At 67.9% G+C, this 17,763-nt stretch carries 12 protein-coding genes; 7 read left to right on the top strand and 5 right to left on the bottom strand.

Features of this window, described 5'->3' with window-relative positions; all coding sequences use genetic code 11:
- Window positions 1-1,686: 1,686 nt before the first annotated feature.
- From trxA to SPF06_RS12480, 5 genes are all read right to left on the bottom strand, one after another.
- On the bottom strand, window positions 1,687-2,016 hold the full coding sequence (gene trxA, locus SPF06_RS12500; protein ID WP_323279403.1) for a thioredoxin: 330 nt from the start codon (window positions 2,014-2,016) through the stop codon (window positions 1,687-1,689).
- 26 nt (window positions 2,017-2,042) lie between these two features.
- Complete coding sequence (gene trxB / locus SPF06_RS12495) at window positions 2,043-3,023, bottom strand: thioredoxin-disulfide reductase (protein WP_323279402.1); 981 nt, start codon at window positions 3,021-3,023, stop codon at window positions 2,043-2,045.
- Window positions 3,024-3,241: 218 nt separating this feature from the next.
- Window positions 3,242-4,768 carry an ABC transporter substrate-binding protein gene (locus tag SPF06_RS12490; RefSeq protein WP_323279401.1) on the bottom strand — a complete coding sequence of 509 codons (1,527 nt, stop codon included), beginning with the start codon at window positions 4,766-4,768 and terminating at the stop codon, window positions 3,242-3,244.
- 108 nt (window positions 4,769-4,876) lie between these two features.
- Window positions 4,877-6,817 (bottom strand): murein biosynthesis integral membrane protein MurJ, encoded by a 1,941-nt coding sequence (gene murJ / locus SPF06_RS12485; protein WP_323279400.1) that lies wholly within the window; start codon window positions 6,815-6,817, stop codon window positions 4,877-4,879.
- A gap of 10 nt (window positions 6,818-6,827) precedes the next feature.
- The gene (locus SPF06_RS12480) at window positions 6,828-7,334 is read right to left on the bottom strand and encodes an NUDIX hydrolase (RefSeq protein ID WP_428985762.1); all 507 of its coding nucleotides are present in this window, start codon (window positions 7,332-7,334) and stop codon (window positions 6,828-6,830) included.
- A 157-nt stretch (window positions 7,335-7,491) separates the two neighbouring features.
- Between SPF06_RS12480 and SPF06_RS12475 the strand changes: the two genes are divergently transcribed.
- The 7 genes from SPF06_RS12475 (at window position 7,492) to SPF06_RS12445 (ending at window position 17,710) form a co-directional block, all read left to right on the top strand.
- Window positions 7,492-8,979, top strand: a complete 1,488-nt coding sequence (locus SPF06_RS12475) for a CCA tRNA nucleotidyltransferase (RefSeq protein ID WP_323279398.1) — start codon at window positions 7,492-7,494, stop codon at window positions 8,977-8,979.
- Window positions 8,976-9,557: a histidine phosphatase family protein gene (locus tag SPF06_RS12470; RefSeq protein WP_323279397.1), complete on the top strand. Its 582-nt coding sequence runs from the start codon at window positions 8,976-8,978 to the stop codon at window positions 9,555-9,557. Before SPF06_RS12475 ends, SPF06_RS12470 begins: the two co-directional genes overlap by 4 nt.
- A 542-nt stretch (window positions 9,558-10,099) precedes the next feature.
- Entirely contained in the window at window positions 10,100-10,336 is a 237-nt protein-coding gene (locus SPF06_RS12465; protein ID WP_323279396.1) for a hypothetical protein, read from the top strand.
- A 76-nt stretch (window positions 10,337-10,412) separates the two neighbouring features.
- On the top strand, window positions 10,413-11,255 hold the full coding sequence (locus SPF06_RS12460; RefSeq protein WP_323279395.1) for a trypsin-like serine protease: 843 nt from the start codon (window positions 10,413-10,415) through the stop codon (window positions 11,253-11,255).
- A 62-nt stretch (window positions 11,256-11,317) separates the two neighbouring features.
- A complete protein-coding gene (locus tag SPF06_RS12455; RefSeq protein WP_323279394.1) occupies window positions 11,318-12,772 on the top strand; it encodes a glycosyltransferase family 87 protein in 1,455 nt (484 codons plus the stop codon).
- Window positions 12,769-15,429: an ATP-dependent helicase HrpB gene (hrpB, locus tag SPF06_RS12450; protein WP_323279393.1), complete on the top strand. Its 2,661-nt coding sequence runs from the start codon at window positions 12,769-12,771 to the stop codon at window positions 15,427-15,429. Before SPF06_RS12455 ends, hrpB begins: the two co-directional genes overlap by 4 nt.
- A 202-nt stretch (window positions 15,430-15,631) precedes the next feature.
- Window positions 15,632-17,710, top strand: coding sequence for a transglycosylase domain-containing protein (locus SPF06_RS12445; protein WP_323279392.1), 2,079 nt, complete (start codon window positions 15,632-15,634; stop codon window positions 17,708-17,710).
- Window positions 17,711-17,763 lie beyond the last annotated feature (53 nt).

Raw genomic sequence — 17,763 nt, 5'->3', positions numbered from 1 at the left:
GCGGAGGTCGGCGGTGAGAACTGTGAGCCGGCAGGGCCAGAGAAGGGTGCTCGGCCCCATATTGCGGTGTCATGATCAATATTCTGAAACTCGGCTGCGGCAGGGGTGCCCGTTACTGTTTCACGTGAAACATCGCCCAGTGGGGGCTGGGAGCTCCGAGGCGACGAGAAAGGTTGATTCGGTGGTCGCGGTGTCCGCTTGCGTGTCTTGGTTGGTGGCGTCCGGTGCATGCTCGGTCTTCCTCGCCGTTGTTCGGCGCTATCACGAAAGCATCGCGGAGGTTTGACACTGAAACGGTGATATCAGGGTCGGGGGTGAGGACCCGAGACGGGGAGCAATGGCCGCGGAAGCCACGGGTGATCTCGTGTCGATCGTGCACTTATAGGCGGGCTCGGCACAATCTTGAAATGCGATATCGGAATTCGGTACACCTCGCTATCGATAGGCGGAGGACGGCAGGTTCTGTCGGCGTCTTCATCGAGGCTTCAGGAAGGCCTGGTCTCCGCGCTTCCGGAGACAGTCCAAAGGGAACGCTCTGCGGTCGCCGAAGGAAGCCGTCGGCAGGTCGCTCGATTGTGTACGTGACGTCCGCCCGTGTCGTGTGGCGGACAAGTGACGCCTGAATCCATATGCTGCGACCTCGAACCTGAGGTCGCGGGTGATATACGCGGTGCCCCAATGGGACGGAGTGGTCCGGGCCGTGCCGGTGCGGGGTGCGACTAGCGGAGCGAAACAGGTGGGACGGCCCAGGTCGGCTGTGCCTTCGTGTGTTTCGCCGATTGCTGTGGGGTGATGACAGCTCGCGCGGGACGCTGACGACTGGTGCATTTCGCCGATTGTCGTGAGGTGGTGATGACCGATGCGGGAGGCTCGGCGGATCCAGCAGAGACCCTTCGGTGCTGACGGTGGTGTTGGAATGGCCGGGCGTTGTCGGTGGAGCTGTGGGCGCGGTGCATGGGCTTCTTGTGGGTAGTGTCCATGCGGGCCCATGAAATGGCTGGCTGAGGCTGTACCGGGGGCGGCGTGTTCGTGGTGGTGCTCATTGCGTCGCGTGCCATTGGGCGAGTTGGGAGGTAGGCGGCCACCAGTGCGATCCGTGGTGCGCGCTGGGGCGGACGAATATTGCTGGACAGGCCCGACGCTTCAGGAGAAGTCATCGCTAGGAGCTGATTGCACCGTTCGCCTACCTGATGAGTCCCATGTCGTGTTGTCGGGCGTGCCCTTTCGGAGCGGGCATTCGTTGGCAGTTGGCGATCTTGCGGTGATGCACCGTAGTTCCTGTCTCTTCGCCGCTAAGGCCCGATGCGAGATGGAGGTGGCATCTGTCAGACAGTAGGGTTTCAGCTGGCCGCTCGGTACTGGTTGGGGTACTGACGCTGCGTGGTGAGGTGTCCATCTGTTCGGATTACCGGGCGACAAATCTGGGTGACGCGAACACCGCCTATGCTCAGCGGGGCTGTGAGGCCCTCTGCCGCAAGAGATGGCCTCAGCTGCCTCAGTCCTGAGGAAAGACTGTGCAGAGCTTAGACGGGCTCCTGGTGGGCCATTGACACCAACGGTCGACACGCAGCAGGAGCTAAAGCCGAATCTCGTTGCCGTCCGAGCCGAAGTCGCCTAGGTTTCACGTGAAACATTGAGGGCGCAGCCAAGTGGCTGCGCCCTCAATGTCCGTAGAAAGCGGATGATCTACTTCGCGAGAACCTCGGACCATTCCTTCTCGAAGTACTGCTTCGGGCGGGCACCGATCACGGTTCCCGTCACCTTGCCCTTCTCGAAAAGGTAAACAGCAGGAATCGAGGTGATTCCATACTCAGCGGCGATGTTCGGGTTGTCGTCCACGTTGACCTTCACAACGTCGACCTGGTCCGAGTATTCGACCGAGATGTCGTCGAGGATAGGGCCGACCTTACGGCACGGCCCGCACCATTCGGCCCAGAAATCAACGATGACGGGCTTCTCCGAGAGGAGAACCTCGTCGGTGAACTGGGCGTCGGTGACGTCTCTGGCGTTGCTCATGTCTGCCTTCCGATCTGTGGTGTGAATTAGGCCTGCTGAGTGGCGAGGGTCCGTGCCTCGAGGTCTGCAAGGTAGTGCTCGACATCGAGAGCCGCGACGCAACCGGATCCGGCTGCGGTGATGGCTTGGCGGTAGGTGGGATCGACGACGTCGCCCGCGGCGAACACGCCAGGGACATTCGTGCGGGACGAGCGGCCGTCGACGGCGATCGTGCCCGCAGCCGTCAGCTCGAGCACATCCTTGACGAGCTCGGTACGCGGGTCGTTGCCGATCGCGACGAAGATCCCGGTGACCGCGAGCACCGACTCGGATCCGTCCACAGTGCTGCGGAGACCAAGACCGGTGACCTTGTCACCGCCGAGAACGTCGGCCACTTCGCTGTTCCAGGCAAACGAGATCTTCTCGTGTGCGAGAGCGCGGTCGGCCATGATCTTCGATGCACGAAGCGAGTCGCGACGGTGCACCACGGTGACGGAGCGGGCGAACTTGGTAAGGAACAGTGCCTCCTCCATCGCCGAATCGCCACCGCCGATCACGGCGATGTCCTGGTCCTTGAAGAAGAAACCGTCACACGTCGCGCACCAGCTCACGCCGTGACCCGAAAGACGCTTCTCGTTGGGAAGGCCGAGCTCGCGGTAAGCCGAGCCGGTCGCGATGATGACGGCGCGCGCGAAGTGCTCCTCGCCGTTCGCGAGAACCACTCGCTTGACCTCACCCTCGAGGTCGAGCGTCTCAACATCTTCGAACTCGATCTGAGCACCGAACTTGGCGGCCTGCTGCTCCAGCTTGTCCATGAGCTCGGGTCCCTGAATACCCTCGGGAAAACCAGGGAAGTTCTCGACCTCGGTCGTGTTCATGAGCTCGCCACCAGCGGTCACGGAGCCGGCGAAAACCAACGGGTTGAGGTTGGCTCGTGCGGTATAGATCGCTGCGGTGTATCCGGCGGGACCGGAGCCGACGACGATGACGTCGCGGACCTCGGTGGCGTTGCTGTCGGCAGTGCTCACGGGCGAATAACCTCTTCTTCTGACGTGCTGGACTCGGCTGTCCACAGCTCACAACGTGTCGACGAGCGCTGGTATTCCGCCGCGCCGTCGCCCTACAAGGGTACCGAAAGGCGCTCACTGCCCGAGCCGATATGAAGAAAAGCCGCCCCGGGAATCCCGGGGCGGCTTCCGCAGAAGGCGAGCGACGCCGTCGACCCTCAGAGCGCCACTGGACGGCGCTACTGGACCTTGATCTCGGCAAGCCGCAGACCGTACGGGTACTGCGTCTTCGGCGCGGCAAGCTTGGGGAGTGCGTTGATCTGGATGATCACGTACTGAGCCTTGACCGTGTTGGGCAGTGGGACGACGAGCTTCTCGCTGTTGAACGACGTGGTACTCGCCAGCGTTGCGCCAGAGAGGTCCGGCTGCGCGTTGGTGTAGACGCTCACGCTGCCGCCGGTTCCACCGAGCTGGTCGAGCTCGACCTGCTTGATGTCCGAGACCTCCTTGAGCTTGACGGCAAGTGCCACGCTCTTGACGATCCCGCCCCAGCTCTCGGAGCCGAACTCCATATCAGACCAGTACGTGGCGGGGTTGCCGTCAATGGCCAGGGGAAGCTTCGCATCGAATGCGGCCGCGAAAGTGAACTCGCCAGGATTGAGGCGGGTCACCGAATCGACGACCGGAGTGACGGGTGCGGGCGGCTGGCTCTGGCCGGGCCCCTGAGACTGCGTCGATCCACTCGTCGAGGCTCCCTTGGTCCCACCGGCCTGTGGCTGGAAGAGACCGCCGAGGGTCGTGAACGCGAAGATGAGTGCGGCGACAAGGATGACCGCGAGCACACCGCCGACGAGCCACGGAACCGACTTCGGGCGCGTCGATTCGTCGTCCTCTTCGAGGTCGTCGTCACGATCGAAGACACGCTCCGGGGCGTTCGTCCAGCCCGCTTGCCGTGCGGCGTTGGGGAAGGTTGTTCCGCGGCCCTGGCCCGACGGCGAGGCGGGGGCCGCGGGCTTCTGGGCGGGCGGCTGGGGGACATAGCGCGGCGCTTCGGTAGGAACCGGCGCCGCCGGAGTGGCTTGGGTGGGCGAGGCGCCCGAACCCTGAGGCCCGCTCACCGGGGGCTCGTGCCACGGGGTGACCTTGGGCTGAGGGCTCGGCGAGCCGGCAGGGGCCCCGGTGTCCTGGCCACCCGCGGAGCGCGGCGGCGCGGCCGGAGGGGGCGGAGCGGCAGCCGGAGAAACCGGCGGGGGCGTAGCCTGCGTGCGGGGACCGAGCGAACCGTTGCTCTGCGGAAGTGGGCCAGTTGGCTTGTCTTCCTCCGCGTCCGGGTACTGGATGTAATCGTGCTGGCCCTGGTCGTACAGCCCGTTGTACGTCTCGGGCTCGCGCGAGCGCGACTCGCCGAAGATCTCGCTGCCGAGCGTGTCGGTGAAGAACGGCTCGACGTAGGGAGCCTCCTGGGCGACGATGAGGTCGAGCAGGTCGGCGGCCTCGGCATGGTTCGTGATGAGATACGTTGCCCCATGGCTCACGCCGAGATCCAGCACCTGGATGCCGACGTGCCGCTCGCCAACAGCGACTTCCCGCGCGCTCTGGGCGAGCTGCTCTGCGTTGCCCGGCGCGGAGACGAGGATGCTCACGGGACGGTTGAGGATCTGGTCCACTCCGTCGAGAACCAGGTCACCGTCGTGCGACGCCACGATCGAGGACGTGACTTTATACCGCCCGCCCAGCACGGTGCCGACGTCGATCGACTGGGACACGGGTACCTCCCTGGCTAATCCGCCCGGCCAGCCCGGACGAGCCGGGCCTCTTCCTAAGACTTGATCCTAGCGGACCGGGGCTTGACACCCCTTTTTGGTCGGGGCGCGTCAGATGTGCGGGAAGTGGGGATTCCGCCCCGGCCGGCCCTGGTAGGTCCGCCGTCCGGGCAGGGCGCCTGGGCCCGAAGAGGGCTCCCGCGCACGGTAGACGCCCGGGTCGAACTGCCCCGAGATCCGCGGGATGATCCCGGTATCGTCCGAGAGGGTCGGCAACCCGCCGTGAAGTGCGAAGGCCTCGTCCGCCTCGCGCACCTGGCCGGCGGCAGCACCGCCGTCGTCCGTCGCCGCGCGCTCCGGGGCGGACGACGGCGCCGCACCCGTCCGCGCGCCCAGCCGCCCGAGCAGGGGGCGGAGGAGGTCCCGGAGCTCGTGGACCCGGAAGATCCGCAGCAGGACGAGGTACACGAAGAGCATCGCGACGCCGATCACGGCGATCGATACGAGAGCCGCGAAGCTTGAGCTCCAGATGAAGCCCTCGGGAGAAAGCCCGCCGAGGAGCCACACCGCGAGCCCGCCCGCGAGGGCGGCGCCGGACGCGGCGTAGCCCATGCGGATGTAGGAGCGGGCCACGACCGCGCCGTCGAGGTGGCCGAGCTTGCGCCTCAGATAGGCGCCGCTCAGCACGACCGAGAGGATATTGCCGACCGTGTAGAGGGCGGCGATGGCGAAGATGATGTAGCGCGCGGGCAGGAACTGGATCCCGGTGGCGCCCACGACGTTGAGGACGGCCAGCCACATCTGGATCTTGAACGGCGTCTTCGCGTCCTCGTAGGAGTAGAAGACGCGGGACATCATGAAGTTCGCGCTCAGGAACGGCGTGCTCAGCGCGAGGATGCTCAGCGTCTGCGCGAGCATGACGCCGTCCGAGGCGCTGCCTCCGGAGAAGAACCTTCCGAGCGGTGCGGCGAGGGCGAACAGGGCGAGGGCGCTGAACACGGTCGCGACGGCCATGGTGCGGAGGCCGTGGGAAAGCGCTATCCGAACACCCCTCCGATCACCGGTCTGCGACGCCTGCGTCATGCGGTTGAAGAGGACGGTCGCCAGGGACAGCGCGATGATCGAATGCGGCAGTAGGTAGAGCTGGCTCGCCATCTCGAGCACTGTGTTGCCGGGAATGAAGTGCCACGAGGGATCGCCGTTCTCGCGCAGCTGTTCGCGCACAGCGCCCGGCATCGACGCGACCCTCATGAGGTAGAGGAACGTGAGCTGGCCGACCGCCGTCGTCGCGAGCGTCCAGACGCCGATGCGGGCGGCGGCTCCCAGTCCCACGCCACGCCAGCCAAACTTGGGCCGCAGCCCGAGACCGAGCCGGCCCACGGGGATGAAGAGCATCGCGGTCTGGATGACGACGCCGACGGTCGAGGCGCCGGCGACGAGCAGCGTCTGCGGCGTCCCCCACGTGTCGAGAGTGTGTTGGTGGACGTCGTTCGTGCCGAAGATCCAGATGAACATCCCGAGGCCGCCGATGGCCACGATGTTGTTCACGAGCGGCGCCCACATAGCCGGACCGAACGCCCCATGGGCGTTGAGCACCTGGGTGAGCAGCGCGTACAGGCCGTAGAAGAAGATCTGCGGAAGGCACCAATATGCGAAGACCGTCGCGAGGGCGAGCTGCGTTCCGCTGTAGCCCGACGTCGTGAGCTGCATGACGATCGGCGCCCCGATCGTCACGAGCGCCGTCAGGACGAACGTGACGATGACGCCGAGCGTGAGAAGCCGGCTGATGTAGTCGGCGCCTCGGTCCGCGGCGCGGCTCGCCTTGATGATCTGGGGGACGAGGACCGTATTGAAGACGCCGCCCGCGACGAGCAGGAAGATGAGGTTCGGCAGGTTGTTGGCGTTGACGAACGTGTCGGTGACCGTCGAGCCGAGGCCCAGGGCGTAGACGAGGAGAAGCTGGCGAAGGAAGCCGAGCACGCGCGAAAGCAGCGTGCCGACGGCCATGATCGCGCTGGACCGTGCCTCGGAGGCGGGGGCCTTTGCTGCCATCACCGGCCTGTCATTTCAGGAGGTGCTCGGGGAGCACTTCCCGGGCCAGATCGGCGATGCGGCGCTCATTGGGGAACGAGAGCCGCCGCGAAAGCTCCGAGATGGGGACCCACGCGACGTCGACGGCTTCCTGATCGGGATCGTTCTCGATCGTGAGCTCGCCGCCCACCGCCTGGAGAAGATAATGATGCACGGTCTTGTGCACCCGGTGGCCCGTGACGGTGAACCAGTAGTCGATGCTGCCGAGCGGCGCGAGGATGCGGCCGTCGATTCCGGTCTCCTCGCTGATCTCCCGCACCGCGGCGATCTCGTTGGATTCCTTGCCCTCGGGGTGGCCCTTGGGGAGGCACCACTCAAGGCGGCCCCCGCGATTGAGACGGGCGATGATCGCCACGGGAAGGTTCGGATCGGTCGTATCGACGATGACGCCGCCCGCCGAAATCTCCTCCACCGTGGGAAGCGAGTGGATGTAGGTCTGCCCGGCCGGCGCGACGTGCGGTCCGATGGCGGACGGCAGCGGCGCACTCCTCCTCTTCTGAGGATCGCTCGGCAGCGGGATAACCATGCAGTCCACTCTAACCAAGAGAGTCCCGGTCAGGACCGTGCACGGGGTGCGCCGCAGGATCTGCCAAGCTTTAAGGACTATGGCACGAGAAGACACGCAGGGAGCACGCATGGCGTCGCCCGAGTCGCCGTCCGTTGGATTCACGCTTGAGCCCGTGGTGCTCGAGCTTGGTCGCCGATTCGTCGATGCGGGCTTCGAGCTTTCCCTCGTCGGCGGCCCGGTGCGCGACCTCTTCCTCGGCCGACGCTCGCCGGACCTCGACTTCACGACCAACGCGACCCCCGACGAAACGCTCGGCGTCATCAAGGGCTGGGCCGACGCCCACTGGGAGATAGGCCGCGCCTTCGGCACTATCGGGCTGCGCAAGGACGGCTTCCAGCTCGAAGTGACGACCTATCGGGCCGAGGCGTACGACCCAGAGTCCCGCAAGCCCGTCGTGGCGTTCGGACGCTCGCTCGTCGGAGACCTCGAGCGTCGTGACTTCAGCATGAACGCGATGGCCCTCCGCCTGCCCTCCCTCGAGCTCGTGGATCCGTTCGGCGGCGTCCAGGACCTCCACGCGGGCGTCCTCCGGACCCCGGGAACGCCCGAGGACTCCTTCTCCGATGACCCCCTGCGCATGATGCGCGCGGCGCGCTTCGCCTCCCAGCTCAAGGTCGACGTCGACCCTGAGGTCCGCGAGGCGATGGCCGCGATGGCGGGCCGGATCTCGATCGTCTCGGCCGAGCGGGTCCGCGACGAGCTCGTCAAGCTCGTCAACGGTGCGTCCCCTCGCGTCGGCGTCGACCTCCTGGTTGAGACGGGGATCGCGGACATCGTCCTGCCCGAGGTGAGTGCCCTGCGGCTCGAGGTCGACGAGCACCATCGCCACAAGGACGTCTACCAGCATTCCCTCACGGTCCTCGACCAGGCCGTGGCCCTCGAGACGGGACCCGACGGGCCTGTGCCGGGCCCTGACTTCGTGCTGCGCTTCGCGGCGCTCCTCCATGACATCGGCAAGCCCGCCACGCGGCGCTTCGAGCCGGGCGGCGCCGTTTCCTTCCGCCACCACGACGTGGTCGGCGCGAAGCTCACGAAGAAGCGGATGCGCGAGCTCCGCTTCGACAATGACACGATCAAGGCCGTTGCGCGCCTCGTCGAACTGCACATGCGCTTCTACGGGTACGGCGATGCGGGCTGGACGGATTCTGCCGTCCGCCGCTACGTGACCGACGCGGGGCCGCTGCTTGATCGCCTCCACCGGCTCACCCGCTCCGACGTGACGACGCGGAACCAGCGCAAGGCCGATCGCCTCTCCTTCGCCTACGACGATCTCGAGAACCGCATCGCCGAGCTCGCGGCCCAGGAGGAGCTCGCGGCAATCCGGCCGGACCTCGACGGCCAGCAGATCATGGAGATCCTCGGGATCAAGCCGGGGCCCGTCGTCGGCCGTGCGTACCGGTTCCTTCTCGACGAGCGCATGGAGAGCGGTCCGGCCTCAGAAGGCGAGGCGCGCGCAAAGCTGCTTGAATGGTGGGCGGCCCAGCCGGAATCCGCCGAAGGGGCCGGCTCTGCCCGTCTGGCGGAGGACGAGGCAGGCGAGAAGGGGAACGAGTGAGCGTCGAGGAATTCGGTCTGCCCAAGCTGTGGCTCCTGCGGCACGGCGAGACTGAGTGGTCGAGGAGCGGCCAGTACACGGGGCTCACGGATCTCCCGCTCACCGAGGAGGGCGAGCAGCAGGCGCGCGACGCGAAATCGACGCTGGGCGCCATCGACTTCGGACTTGTCCTGACGTCGCCGCTCCAGCGGGCGCGGGCGACGGCGACGCTCGCCGGCTTCCCCGAAGCGATCGTGGAGCCGAACGCCGTCGAATGGAACTACGGCGACTACGAGGGCATCCGCTCCGCCGACCTCCGCAGGGAGAACCCCGACTACCTCATCTGGACGCACGGCGTCCCCCACGGCGAGACGCTCGACGAGGTTGCGGGGCGCGCGGACCAGATCGTGGCGCGCGCCCTGAGCTCCGGGGTGGAGAATGTGCTCGTCGTCGCCCACGGTCACTTCTGCCGGATCCTCACCGCGCGCTGGCTCGGGCTGGCGCCCGCCGAGGGACGGCATTTCATCCTCGGAACGGCGAAAGTCTGTCGTCTGGGGTGGGACAAGAAGACCCCCGCGGTCGAGGCGTGGGGTCTCTGAGGATCCGTTCAGGCATTCCCCGTCCCTGTTCCCGAATTTTCTTTTCGGTTTAGCTTGCAATTCTTTGATGAAGTGGGTTAGCTTTACTCTGTGCTTTGAGGCTTCCGCCCTGTCGGCGGCTCAGGCGCCCAGCACGAGCACATATCGGCAGCAGGGGGAGGGTGGACTCATGATGGCAACCAAGGTTCTCAACCGTGGCCGGGCCGCATTGATGGCGGCGGGGGTCCGCGGACTGCTGCCCGTTTTTGGCTCACCGCGAGGCTGAAGTCTGCCTTCGGGCCCTCGCGAAGCCCTCACTGACACCGTAGGCCGGGCTATGCCCGCACCCCGAAGTCATCGTTCCGGGGTCCTTCTTCGCCTGCGGCATTCCGGGATTCCGTCTCACTGATTTCGGCTTTCGGCGTGCAGTTTTTCGACGCGCAAATATGCCCTCGATGACTGCGGCCTGCTTTCGCTGAATTGGCTCCTGCTTAATTCTGCATGCCCTTATTCAACCGTGCCCATTTCGCGCGGCTGCACCACTCACGCACCGAGGAGAACCCATGTCTTCGCGCTTCGCGCAGACCTCGCCGGACTCGATCGTCGACGAGCCGAACGCCGCCCAGAGCCCTCAGGGCGGCCACCCGCCGTCGTCCCCTGACAGCGAATCACCCGAGGAGGTGACCACCATGATCCAACGACTCCGCCGCGTGCTCTCCGTCGGCATCGACGCCGAGCGCATCGAAGCGCACCGCGAGGCGGTACACCGTGAGATCGCACTCACCATGCCGCTTCGGTAACTCTGGCCACAACCACGGTTTTTCGTGAAGAATCCCTTCTCGGGCGCACAGGGCGTGCGCGGGGGAGAAGGGGAGCATGCGCAAGAGTATCCTTGCCGTCTTTGCGGCTGTGGCCATGGTGTTCGGGCTCGCGGTCGCGGCCGGTCCCGCTCAGGCGAGCACTGGCGGGATGGCCGACGGCGGCGCTCACCCGGGCGTCGCGATGATCGTGTTCTACTCGGCCGAGGGGCGGTTCCGCTGCTCCGCGTCGCTCGTTTCGCCCACCGTGCTGCTCACGGCGGCCCATTGCACGGACGGCGTGCTCGGCAAGACGTTCGTGACGTTCGATTCCGTGATTGCCGAGCAGCCGCCGTCGGGTCTCCCTGCCGCGTCGGATCCCCGGGCCGGGTACTCGGCCGCCGACCTCGCGGGGCGGATCTCGGGCACAGCGTATACCGACCCCCAGTACTCGCACTTCACGGACCAGGCCAACTGGAACGACGTCGGGGTCGTCGTGCTCGACGAGGCCGTCTCGCTGCCGACATACGCGCTCGCGGCATCGGGGACGCTCGACGCGCTCGCGCCGGGGGACGTCCCGAAGACCACGGTGACCGCCGTCGGCTACGGCGTCGAGCTCGGCCAGCCGGCCTCCGGCCCGCAGCGCCGCGTGCCCGTGGCCTACCCGATGATCCGACGCTCCGTGGACATGCGCGTCCAGAGCGTCGCGGCGCAGATCCTCACGACCCACGCGAACGTGAACCCCGGCCGGGACACGGGCGGGATCTGCTCGGGCGATTCGGGCGGGCCGGTCTTCGCGGGCGGAGTGATCGTTGCCGTGACGAGCTTCGGGCAGCCGGACTGCCTCGCGCATGACGGATTGCAGCGAGTCGACATCGCGCCCGTGCAGGCCTGGCTCGCGGGCTTCGGCGTGACGCCGTAGGCCTGCTGGCCGCGGGTGGAGGGCCGCCCGACGTCGGGACGTCTGCCGGTATGCTCGGTGGCATGGACTCGACCGCGGACGACGGCGGACGCGCGCCGCGCGCCGTCATGTCGCCGAGCCGCAATGACCCCCTCGTGCGCACGCTCTCCGAGGTCGCGGGCGGGCCGGTCGGTTCGCACGCCGCGCCGGGGATCATTCGCCGGGGCATGTGGACGCCCGAGCTCATCCTGCTGCTGCTCGCAGCCGCCGCGGCGATCGTCGGCGTGCTCATCAAGGGGTACTGCCGGGTCAACGGGTGGAGCTCGCCCACCGAGTTCTATGCGACGTGCTATTCCGACTTCCCGACGCTCTTCAAAGAGCGCGGCTTCGCTGATGACGTCCTCCCGCTGTTCGCGCCGGGTAGCCGCTTCGAATATCCGGTCATTACGTCGTTGATCGCGGGCGTCACGGCGCTCCTCGTGCCGGGGCACGGTGCGAGCGACGCGCGGGCCACCGCCTACTTCGACGTCAACGCCGCCCTCGCCGCGCTCATGTGGATGATCGCCGTGGTTGCGACTGCCCGCTCGAATCCCCGTCGCCCCTGGGACGCCGCCCTTTTCGCGATCGCCCCGGGCGTGATCCTCGCGGGGTTCATCAACTGGGACCTGTGGGCAGTCGCGTTCCTCTCCCTCGGCATCCTCGCGCTGTCCCGCGGGCGCCCCGTCCTCGCGGGGATCGCGATCGGTCTCGGAACCGCGACGAAGTTCTACCCCGTGCTCGTCCTCGGCGTGCTCGTGCTCCTCGCGATCCGCACGGGGCGGTGGCGGCAGACCCTTCTCGCGGTGGGGTCGGCCGCCGCGGCCTGGATCGTCGTCGACCTCCCGGCCATGATCGGCGACCCTCGCGGCTGGTCGTTCTTCTTCGAGTATTCGGCCTCGCGCGAGCCCGGCTTTTCCTCGGCCTACTACGCGTGGAACGTCGTCGCGGATCGGCTTCATTGGGTCAAGATCTCTGCGCCCGGCGCCAATACCCTCTTCCTCACGGGCTTCGGCCTGTGCTGCCTCGGCATCGCCTTCATCGCCCTGCATGCGCCGCGCCGGCCGCGCCTCGCCCAGCTGGCATTCCTCGTCGTCGCGGCGTTCACACTCACGGGCAAGGTCTACTCGCCTCAGTACGTTGTGTGGCTCATCCCCCTCCTGGCCCTCGCACGGCCCAGGTGGCGGGATTTCCTGGTCTGGATGGCCGCCGAGGCGCTGCATTGGACCGCGGTGTGGATGTATCTCGGCTTCACGACGAGCAACGGGCCGGTCCAGAACAACATCGACTCCCCCTACTATGCGACGGCCGTCCTCGTGCATATGGCGGTATTGGCATATCTCTGCGTACATGTCATTGCGGACATATACGGTCCATCGACGGACCCGATCCGGAGGAGCGGCCTCGACGATCCGCAGGGCGGCGAGTTCGACGGCGCGCCGGACGTGGTGACCCTTCAGCGTCCGCTCCGCGCCGACGGGGACGCCTCGCACTTGCCATGAAGCCCCCCAACGCCGCGGGCGAGCCGAGCGGCTTCGACCTCGAACGCATCGGCGCGGGGCTCGTGTTCGCTCGCGCCCTCGGCGAGCTCGAGACCGTGCTCGCCGCCCGGGGCACCGCCGTCGTGCAGGCCCCGCCTGGCACGGGCAAGACGACGCTGGTTCCGCCGCTCGTCGCTAACTTCGCCTCGCGCCGGGCCAGGCACGACGGCAGGAGGGCCCAGCGCGTCGTCGTCACGCAGCCGCGGCGAGTCGCCGTGCGGGCGGCCGCCCACCGCCTCGCGGCGCTCGACGGCACCCCGCTCGGCAGTCGCGTCGGGTATTCGGTGCGCGGCGAACGCCGAGGCGGGCGGGATCTGGTCGTCGAATTCGTGACCCCTGGGGTCCTTGTGCGGCGCCTTCTCGCGGACCCCGCGCTCGACGGAGCCGCGGCGGTGATCCTCGACGAGGTCCACGAGCGCGGCCTCGAAACCGACCTCGCACTCGGAATGCTCGCCGAAGTGCGGCAGCTCCGGGACGACCTCGTGCTCGTCGCGATGTCGGCGACCGTGGACGCGCCCCGGTTTGCGACCCTCCTCGCGGACGACGACGACGGTGCGCCGGCCGCCGTCGTCGACTGTCCGTCGGCGCTTTTTCCGCTCGAAATGCGGTGGGCGCCGTCGTCCGCTGCGAGGCTCGACGAACGTGGGGTGACGCGCGCGTTCCTCGACCACGTCGCGGACACGGCCGCCGCCGAGCATTCGGCGGCGCTCGCCGCGGGACGCGACGTCGACGCGCTCGTCTTCGCCCCTGGTGCCCGCGAGGTGCGCCACGTCGCGGACCGGCTGCGCGCGAGGCTCACGGGGGTCGACGTCCTCGAGCTCCACGGGCAGGCTCCGCCCTCCGAGCAGGACCGTGCTGTGTCGGGGCGGGCGCCCGGGGCGTCGCCGCGGATCGTTGTCTCGACGTCGCTTGCGGAGTCGTCGCTCACTGTTCCGGGCGTGCGCCTCGTGGTCGATTCGGGGCTGGCGCGCGAGCCGCGGCGGGATGCGGCGCGTGGCATGTCGGGGCTCGTGACGGTGTCATGCTCGCGGGCATCCGCCGAGCAGCGGGCTGGTCGCGCGGCGCGGCAGGGACCGGGCCGTGTAGTGCGCTGCTACGACGAGCGCGCTTATGCGTCGGCACCGGCTCAGGTGACGCCCGAAATCGCCGTCGCCGACCTCACGGAGGCGACCCTCCTCCTCGCGTGCTGGGGCGCTCCGGGCGGGCGCGGACTCGCGCTGCCGGATCGGCCGCCGTCGTCCGCTCTGGCCGACGCCGAGCGCACGCTCGAGGGCATCGGCGCGATCGGGGACGGCGGTCTCGCGACCGAGCTCGGCCGCGTCCTCGCCCGCATCCCCGCGGACCCGCGACTCGGCCGCGCACTGCTCGACGCCGCGGCCGTCATCGGACCCCGGGCCGCGGCGGAGGCCGTTGCGCTTGTTGCGCGCGATCCACGTGCACCCGGGGCCGATCTCGGAAGGTTCCTCGCCTCCGTGCGGGCGGGCCGCGAGCCGTCGGTGGGTTCGTGGGAGGACGACGCTCGGCGGTTCGAGCGCATCGCCCGGGAGTACGCGGCGGCCCGGGCGGACGAGAGTATCGCGGCCCTGACGATCAGGACGGACGCCGAGAAGGCTGGCCTCGTCGTCGCCCTCGCGTTTCCCCGTACCGTCGCGCGCCGCGTCCCTGGCGCCGACGGGCAGTACCTGCTCGCGTCCGGAACCCGCGCGGGGCTGCCGGCGGGCAGCCCGCTCGCGGGTCAGGAGTGGCTAGCGATCGCCGATGCCGAGCGATCGCAGGGGCGCGACGCGGCTGGCACGGGCGCCGTGATCCGGGCAGCTGTGGCGATCAGCCAAGACATTGCGGAATTTGCGGCGAGCCACATTGTGACCGATGACGTCCGGGCGGAATTCGTCGATGGACGCGTTGCGGCGCGCCGCGAGCGGCGCCTTGGCGCGATCGTGCTCTCCTCCGCACCCGTGCGTGCCTCGCCCGCGGAAGGGCGCGTGGCGGTGAGGCGGGCCCTCGCCGAGAGCGGGCTCGGCGTCATCGGCTGGTCGGCGGCCGCGGATGCGCTCCGCCGCCGCCTCTCCCTTGTGCGCAGGGAAATGGGCGACCCCTGGCCGGACATGGCCGAGGCCGCGCTCCTCGCGCGCCTCGACGAATGGCTCGCCCCCGAGATCGAGGCGCTCGCGGCGGGAGCCTCCGTGCGCTCGGTCGATCTCGCCGCGCCGCTCCGCCGCCTCCTCCCGTGGCCCGAGGCTGCCCGCCTCGACGAGCTGGCCCCGGAGAGGCTCGAGGTTCCGAGCGGTTCGCGCGTGCGGATCGACTACCCGGCCCTTGGGCCGGGCGGCGCGGACGACGGCGGGCGGCCGATTGTCGCGGTCAAGCTCCAGGAGTGCTTCGGCTGGGCCGAGACGCCCAGCATCGTCGATGGGCGCGTGCGGATCCTCTTCCATCTCCTCTCGCCGGCAGGCCGACCCCTTGCCGTCACGGACGATCTCGCTTCGTTCTGGTCGGGACCCTACGCGCAGGTGCGGGCCGAGATGCGCGGGAGGTACCCCAAGCACCCATGGCCGGAAGACCCCTGGGCGGCTGTCGCGACCGGGGCGACGAAGAGGCGCCTCGAGGGCGGGGCGTAGGCGAGCTCCTGCGGACTGGCCACGGATGTCGGAGTCCTTGGGTAGTATTCCCTTCCAATAAGGGGGAATAGCCTGGCCCGGTTTAGCCCGGTCGGGTGCAATGGGGGTTGCAGTGCGCAAGAAGTTTGTCGTCTGGCCGTTTTCTGTATCGGACACCATCGGCAGGATCCTGTCTTTCCTCTGCGTCAGTGTCCTGTGCGGCGTGCTGGTCGCGGGACTCATGGTGCCGGCGGCCGCCGTGGTCGGAGGCGCCGCAGGCGGCACGGCCCAGCTCCTCGACCGGCTCCCGAGCGAACTCACCGTCGCGCCGCCCGGGCAGATCACGAAAGTCGTCGCGGCCGACGGCGCACAGATCGCGACCCTGTTCAGCGAGAACCGGACTCCTGTGCGGCTCGACGAGATGTCCCCGAACGTCAAGAACGCGATCGTCGCCGTCGAGGACTACCGGTTCTACGAGCATGGCGGCGTCGATCTCGCAGGCATCCTGAGGGCCTCGGTCGCGAACCTGCGCGGCGGGCGCCAGGGTGCGTCCACGATCACCCAGCAGTACGTGACGAACGTTCTCAACGATGCCCGCGTCGCCCAAGGGCGGCATCACGAAGTCGTCGTCAACGGCCAGCAGAAGGGGTACGGGGACAAGCTCCGCGAGATCAAGCTCGCGATCGCCCTCGAAAAGCAGTACACGAAGGAGCAGATCCTCGAGGGCTATCTCAATATCGTCTTCTTCAACCGCAACGCCTACGGGATCCAGGCCGCGAGCCAGTACTACTTCTCCGTCGACGCGAAGGACCTCAGCCTCCCGCAGGCGGCCACGCTCGCGGGACTCGTCAACGGCCCTGCGTTCTTCGACCCGATCGACGCTCCCGAGGCATCGGTGAAGCGCCGCAACCTCGTGCTCGCGGCGATGCTCGAACACGGTCACATCAACCGGCTTGAGCACGACGAGGCCGTCGCGTCGCCGCTCGAGACAAAGCCGAGCCTGCCCAAGCAGGGATGCGCGTACGCGGCGCAGGCGCCCTACTTCTGCGACTTCGTGGTGAACCAGATCCTCCACGACCCGGCGTACGGCGCGACGGCCGCCGAGCGCGAGCGGACGCTCTCGCGCGGAGGTCTCACGATCAAGACCACCCTCGATCCGCGGCTTCAGGGGCCTGCCCAGGAGCAGGTCGATGCAACCGCCGGCGCCAACCCGGACAAGTGGGGCGCCTCGCTCGTCACCGTCCAGCCGGGGACGGGCAAGATCCTCGCCATGGCGCAGAACTCGCGCATGCTCGCAGGCCAGGGCCTCGACTTCGTCACGGCGTACAACTTCAACGTGGATGCCCGAGATGCCAATGGCAATGACCTGAGCGGGGCTGGCGGCTTCCAGCCGGGATCGACCATGAAGCCCGTGACGCTCGCCGCATGGCTCGGTGAGGGAAAGCCTACGAACCAGTACGTCGACGCGTCGCGGCGGCGCTACGGCCTCAATTACCCGTGGAAGACGACGTGCAGCCCCGTGAGCGGGTTCTACGACAGTTCCCTCCAGGGGTCCCTCGACCTCCAGAACGATGAGTCCACGTGGTACCGGCGCATGACCGTCCGCGAGGGCGTGTACCAGTCGATCAACACCGCGACGTTCGCCTCGGCTGCCGGACTCGGCGACTTCTGCAACATTCAGCGGGCCGCCGATTCCCTCGGCATCCACAAGGGCGAAGGCCAGGGCAAGAAGCTCGACCTCTCGACGCTCGGCAACTTGCTCGGCGGCGAGAATGTCGCCCCCATGACAATGGCGAACGCGTTCGCGACGTTCGCGGCGAACGGGGCGTATTGCGAGCCGGTGTCGATCAGCGAGGTCATCGACTCGCAGGGAAGGCGGATCGGCGGCCAGGAACCACGCTGCACCGAGAACGCCGTGAAGCCCGAGGTCGCGAAAGCCGTCACGAACGTGCTCCAGGACGTGCTCACGAAAGGTTCGGGTCTCAACATCAAGGACGCGGGCGGCGGGCCGATCAAGGTGGGCGTTCCCGCGGCGGCCAAGACGGGAACGAACCAGTACAACAGCCAGACGTGGGTTGTCGGCTACACGCGCGGGGTCGCGACGGCGTCCTTCTTCGGCGAGGCGCTCAATGATCCGAGTCTGCGGAACGGTCGGGACGTGTGGGTCAACGGGAGGCACTATCGCAGCGTCGACGGGGCCTTCATCGCGGGTCCGCAGTGGGCCCAGTACATGCAGAAGGCCGCGCCGCTCTTCGACCGCGGGGACTTCGAGGCGCCCCCGCGGAACCTCATCACGGGGTAGGCCCGAGCGATCACGGAGGCAGCCCTGTGATCCCGGGTAGCCTGCGCGCGGGT

It is taken from the genome of Sinomonas terricola, from assembly GCF_034931225.1.
GTDB lineage: Bacteria > Actinomycetota > Actinomycetes > Actinomycetales > Micrococcaceae > Sinomonas > Sinomonas terricola.
This window is presented reverse-complemented; position numbering and strand designations above follow the sequence as displayed.

What these genes read in the sequence shown, in the direction of transcription:
- trxA (WP_323279403.1), bottom strand. Translation starts at nt 2,016, where the DNA reads ATGAGCAACGCCAGAGACGTCACCGACGCCCAGTTCACCGACGAGGTT.
- murJ (WP_323279400.1), bottom strand. Translation starts at nt 6,817, where the DNA reads ATGGCAGCAAAGGCCCCCGCCTCCGAGGCACGGTCCAGCGCGATCATG.
- SPF06_RS12475 (WP_323279398.1), top strand. Translation starts at nt 7,492, where the DNA reads ATGGCGTCGCCCGAGTCGCCGTCCGTTGGATTCACGCTTGAGCCCGTG.
- SPF06_RS12465 (WP_323279396.1), top strand. Translation starts at nt 10,100, where the DNA reads ATGTCTTCGCGCTTCGCGCAGACCTCGCCGGACTCGATCGTCGACGAG.
- SPF06_RS12460 (WP_323279395.1), top strand. Translation starts at nt 10,413, where the DNA reads ATGCGCAAGAGTATCCTTGCCGTCTTTGCGGCTGTGGCCATGGTGTTC.
- SPF06_RS12455 (WP_323279394.1), top strand. Translation starts at nt 11,318, where the DNA reads ATGGACTCGACCGCGGACGACGGCGGACGCGCGCCGCGCGCCGTCATG.
- hrpB (WP_323279393.1), top strand. Translation starts at nt 12,769, where the DNA reads ATGAAGCCCCCCAACGCCGCGGGCGAGCCGAGCGGCTTCGACCTCGAA.